Source organism: Hafnia paralvei ATCC 29927, assembly GCF_001655005.1.
GTDB classification, from domain to species: Bacteria; Pseudomonadota; Gammaproteobacteria; order Enterobacterales; family Enterobacteriaceae; genus Hafnia; species Hafnia paralvei.
In genome coordinates, this window is sequence record NZ_LXET01000056.1 from 1 (window position 1) to 4702 (window position 4702).

Here is a 4702-nt window from a genome sequence, read left to right on the forward strand (position 1 = left end):
GCTGGAAGACGAGGCCCCCGCATCCATCAATACGCAGGTCGATGCTTACACCTTTACACAGACCAGTGAAGAGGGGACATTCCCGACGACCGGCTTCACCGGCGCCACCTTCACTATCGTGCCGAAGGATGGCAAGAAAGCCACAGATTACAACTGGACCTCCGATGCCAGCGGCTGGGTATCAGTGACTGACGGGGTGGTGGAGTTCACCGGTACGGGGACGGGTAGTAAAGTGACCATCACCGGTACGCCGACCAGTGGCCAGGGGAAAATCATTAAGTACAGTTTCACGCTTAAGAGCTGGTTCATAAATAATGGGAACACCCTCATGAGGTGGTCCGCCGCGAACACGTACTGCTCGACGCTGTCAGGCTACAGTCTGCCAACTGTGCAACAGCTTAGCGGCAATAGCAGCTATAATAACGGCGACCGCGGTACACTGGGCGGACTCTGGAGCGAGTGGGGGCGTTTAGATGCGTACAGTGGTGGCGCGGGATTCTTCTCCGGCAGCGGCTACTGGTCGTCGGAGCAGAAGAGCAGCGGCATCCACTACTTCGTCTACCTGTTCGATGGCGTCGTCTTCAGCTACAACGACAGCATCACGAACTACGTGGTGTGTCGTCAGGGGCTTTAGCATTTAGTCTTTAGTTTTTAACCTTTGGTTTTTATTTTTAATGATGATTTTTTATTCTCCCCCGCGTTCCCGCGGGGGAGAATGAGGAGAATGAATGATGGAGATGAAGGAGAAGCTGGCGCTGAGTGCCCGTCCGGGAAAGCTTACGCTTATCCGGGAGGGCATGTTCCTGAAATGTTACCAGCAGTCGTTGTTTTCACTGGTGCACTCCGTGTATCCGGATATTAAAGTTACCGGACGCAGGATAAAAAAGCTCGGTGGGCAGGTTGTATTCAGCGGCGGCTTTCCTGAGGCTGTGCTGGCAAAAGTCCTGCCGGATGCACAGTTCACCGAATGGGGCGCCGAAGCTGACACAGATAATATTGACGAGGTCGCATATCAGTTATGGCTTACCACACTCCCCCTGCCGGAAGATAAGGGCGGGGCTGGACTGATGTCCGGTGGGCAATCCGGCATCACCATACTGAGCGACGAGGAGTGTCATTTTCTGGACAGCTGGCAGCCGGGGCTGTTCCCGCCGTCGGTGGATGCAGGGTTCATTTATGGACTGAAGACCCGGAGAAAAAACAATAACGGTCAGGTGGCCTGACAGCGCAGCGGCACGGATGGTGCGCAATGGGTCGCGGCGTTAAGGCGACGCGAAAACGCGCCATGAAAGAAGACCGGCCTGCTTCACGTTTTTCCTGCACCGGGGAAAAGCGTTATTAAGGGGTGGACGTCGCAAGGCGGTAAACCGGCGGTATCAGAAAGCAGGTATTTGTGAGGGAGTCTGTTGTGTGGCGCGGGATTCTCCGGCAACAACAACTGGTCGTCGGAGCAGAAGAGCAGCGGCAACCACTACAACGTCAACCTGAACAATGGCAACGTCAACAGCAACAACGACAGCAACACGAACAACGTGGTGTGTCGTCAGGGTGTTCTTGCCATCCCTGCCGCTGCGCCGTCAGACTACAGATAACATACTTTTGTTTCAGATAAGGAGTGATGGTGCGTTTATCCGGCATGAACGGACAGATGCTGGCTGGTAACCCAGTCCCGCATACAGCATTTTTTGATGCGCATGGAGGTATATTGCGGGCCATCCGGCAGCATGTATCCTGTCAGCAGGCCTGCATGGCGGCGCCAGATATCCCTGCGCAGACGAAAATGCGTGGCGTGCTTCATCATGCCGTAATAGCTGTTAATCACGCCCTGCATACGCCGCAACAGGGCCAGCTCAGGAAGTAATGAGCCGGTATCAGCCAGACACATCCACTCAGGCCTGGCGGCGATATGTGCAGCGGGGTGCCCGGACGAGCCGGACAACAGGTTGTTAAAAAAGCGCATCCAGGCCACCAGTTTCGTGATGTTGCGTTTTCTGAGGTGCAGATAGTGGGGGTAAACCCGGTAGCCCAGGTAATCAGCTCCCTGATGGCAGGCCTGCAGGGTTTGTTTGTGAGGGTGAAGCGTAAGCTCCAGCTCTTCCTGCATAAAATGCCTGATGGCCTGCCGGTATCGGGAGAGTTGCGCCGTTGAGCTGCCAAACAGGATGAGGTCATCCATATAGCGGACATATCCCTTAATCCGCAGGGTGTGCTTTATATACTGGTCCAGAGGATCCATAAACAACCCGGCCAGCATCTGACTGGACGCAGACCCGAGTGGAAGTCCCCTGTCAGGGCCTGACGCAAGCAGAGTTTTGTGTGCGGGAATGCTGTCCAGCAAAAGGCGGTCACCGCTGATAGTGAAGGTATTTGCCGGCGCAGCATACCGGATACTTTTTTCCAGCATATCGCGGATTTGTGTGCGCAGCGGATGCGAAGACATGTAGCGGGTCATCAGCGCATCGCATTGCCGGAGAAGCGCTGAATGCGGGATGCTGTTGAAGAAGTTCTGAACATCAAGTTGCAGATAATACCCGTTTCCGGGTCGGCGCATGAACGTCTGTGCACGGTTAACGGCAGCCAGTACTCCGCGTCCGCGCCGGTTCGCATATGTGTCGTCAATGAGCACCCTTTCAACAAAAGGGGTCAGGTGATACACAAGCCAGTTCTGCGCCAGGCGGTCCCGAAAGGCAGGAGCATAAATCTCACGGAGCTTAGGGTCAGTGACGGCGAACCGCGTGTAGGGTGATGGTGTGTATGAGTGTGAGAATATGTCGGCCGCGAGCTGGTGACAGGTGCGGGAGACCGTTTCCATGCCTGCAGATTTTTGGATACTGCGTTGCGTCAGCGTAACGCAGTGAAGAAGTTGATGATGAATTTGTTCTGGAGAGATGACAGTGTCCACGTTTAAACAACCCCTGGTTTACGATGCGCTGCTGCTTTTGTACCGCACGTACTGGGTGACGCACCGACACCTCCCGCGGGCATTCCGGATGACGACCGGAGAGGCTATTTTACAGGAAATCACCGACTGCATTAAGCAGGTGATACTGGCAAATAATGCGGATAAACAGGATGCCGGACAGCGCAGTCAGTCAGTGCAGTATCTGGGGTGTACAAGAGCTTCGCTTGTTGTTATCAGGGGGCTTCTGACGCTGGGGTGGGGAATGACATTTATTGCTCATTGTAGTGGTCAAGTAATATTGGCCACAGTTTTACAGTAAAAATGGTACCTGTTCTCTGACTCTTCCGGAGTCAGCCCACCGTTATAATGGTGAGGTCTGACGCTATTGTAGTAGTTCAATATGTAATTATTGATTTGCTGCCGTGCCTCGTCCTTGCCTGTGTAACCCTCCGTCGGCACCCATTCTGTTTTCAGACTGCGGAAGAAGCGTTCCATGGGGCTGTTATCCCAACAGTTTCCACGCCGACTAACGCTTTGATTTATTCTGTAACGCCACAGAAGTTGTTGATATTTAAGGCCTGTATACTGGCTTCCCTGGTCGCTATGGAACATGACATCACGCGGCTGACCACGCGTCTCATAGGCCATCCGCAGGGCACTGCTTATCAGTGCGGTATCGGCATTCGCTGACAGACTCCAGCCGATAACCCTACGGGCAAAAAGATCCATGACGACCGCCAGATAGCACCAGCGATTTCCTGCCCAGAGTAGAGTAAGAGGCAGGGCGTAGTCGGACTATTTCCCTGCCTCTCCTCCCCGAACCGGACGTGCACCTTTCAGCGCATCCGGCTCTCCATCTAAACGCTGGCGAACGCCATTGCCACTTCGGTGTAGCGCGATGTATACGTGTTTCTGGTTTCCGTCCTCAGATAGGGATTACCTTCGGGTAGACGCCAGCGGAACAGCTTCTTGCCTTGCCCCACCAACCGGTACAGTATTTCGCCACTGAACATGCCGTGGTTGGTTTTACCAAATAAAACCCACGTTTTGCTCTGACCCGGTTTCGGTGATTTACACCACCTCATCATCAGGGAAGCGATACCTGTACGGTATTTGCGGGCCAGCCAGTGAGCCAGCTTCCAGAACACGACACCGTCGATATAACTAAAGACTTTGGCCTTAAAATCAACGAACTGATAGAACATGGCCCAGCCTTTCAGTTTTCGGTTGAGTTGTTCAGCCATATCGACTTTGCTTTCACTGTAGTTGCCTGATAACAGTGCTGTCAGCGATGCGGCGAAGTTTCTGGCTTTCTCCTGCGGGATCGTTGAGACCACTCGCATCTCGCCATAACGACTGCGTTTGCGTATGATCCTGTGCCCCAGAAAGATAAAACCGTCATTAACATGGGTGATTTTAGTCTTATCCATGTTCAGCCTGAGTTTCAGACTGCCTTCGAGCACACCCCGACACTCCTCCCTGATGGCTTCCGCCTGTGCTTTGGTGCCTTTGACGATGAGGACAAAATCATCGGCATAGCGGCAGTACGCCACCGCGGGTTTCCACTGCCATTTTTCTCTGACCGCCGTACTTCGGCCCCGCTGGATACTGTTATTCCAGTACCACCGATCTTTTCTGGCTTTCCCGCTCAGGTAGCGCTCATGCAGGTATTGATCGAACTCATTCAACATGATATTCGACAGCAACGGCGATATTACGCCACCCTGTGGCACACCTTCACTGGCCGCCCGAAAGAGACCGACATCAATATGTCCCGCCTTGATGGTTTTCCACAGCAGA

5 protein-coding genes and 2 pseudogenes are annotated in these 4702 nt (G+C 53.7%); 4 read left to right on the plus strand and 3 right to left on the minus strand.

What is annotated here, in order from left to right; translation table 11 throughout:
• The 3 genes and pseudogenes from M988_RS22990 to M988_RS22910 all read left to right on the plus strand — a co-directional run.
• A pseudogene (locus M988_RS22990) lies at positions 1-634 on the plus strand (inverse autotransporter beta domain-containing protein); the annotation flags it as partial.
• Positions 635-728: 94 nt separating this feature from the next.
• Entirely contained in the window at positions 729-1223 is a 495-nt protein-coding gene (locus tag M988_RS18760) for a hypothetical protein (RefSeq protein WP_064575332.1), read from the plus strand.
• Positions 1224-1406: 183 nt separating this feature from the next.
• Positions 1407-1592 (plus strand): hypothetical protein, encoded by a 186-nt coding sequence (locus M988_RS22910; protein WP_156518190.1) that lies wholly within the window; start codon positions 1407-1409, stop codon positions 1590-1592.
• Between the two features lie 35 nt (positions 1593-1627).
• On the opposite strand, the gene M988_RS18765 is transcribed toward M988_RS22910, so the two are convergent.
• Positions 1628-2902 carry an RNA-directed DNA polymerase gene (locus tag M988_RS18765; RefSeq protein ID WP_082919480.1) on the minus strand — a complete coding sequence of 425 codons (1275 nt, stop codon included), beginning with the start codon at positions 2900-2902 and terminating at the stop codon, positions 1628-1630.
• An 88-nt stretch (positions 2903-2990) separates the two neighbouring features.
• Here M988_RS18765 and M988_RS18770 point away from each other — a divergent pair, with 88 nt between their 5' ends.
• Positions 2991-3221 (plus strand): hypothetical protein, encoded by a 231-nt coding sequence (locus M988_RS18770; protein ID WP_064575334.1) that lies wholly within the window; start codon positions 2991-2993, stop codon positions 3219-3221.
• Here the strand turns inward: M988_RS18770 and M988_RS18775 are convergent.
• A pseudogene (locus M988_RS18775) lies at positions 3191-3679 on the minus strand (IS3 family transposase); the annotation flags it as partial. The gene M988_RS18770 and the pseudogene M988_RS18775 sit on opposite strands and share 31 nt — an antisense overlap.
• A gap of 80 nt (positions 3680-3759) precedes the next feature.
• Positions 3760-4702: reverse transcriptase domain-containing protein (locus tag M988_RS18780; protein ID WP_074388465.1), on the minus strand; the 943-nt coding region annotated here is incomplete at its 5' end.

Coding starts and splice junctions, on each gene's coding strand:
- M988_RS18760 (WP_064575332.1), top strand. CDS start 729: ATGATGGAGATGAAGGAGAAGCTGGCGCTGAGTGCCCGTCCGGGAAAG.
- M988_RS18770 (WP_064575334.1), top strand. CDS start 2,991: ATGACGACCGGAGAGGCTATTTTACAGGAAATCACCGACTGCATTAAG.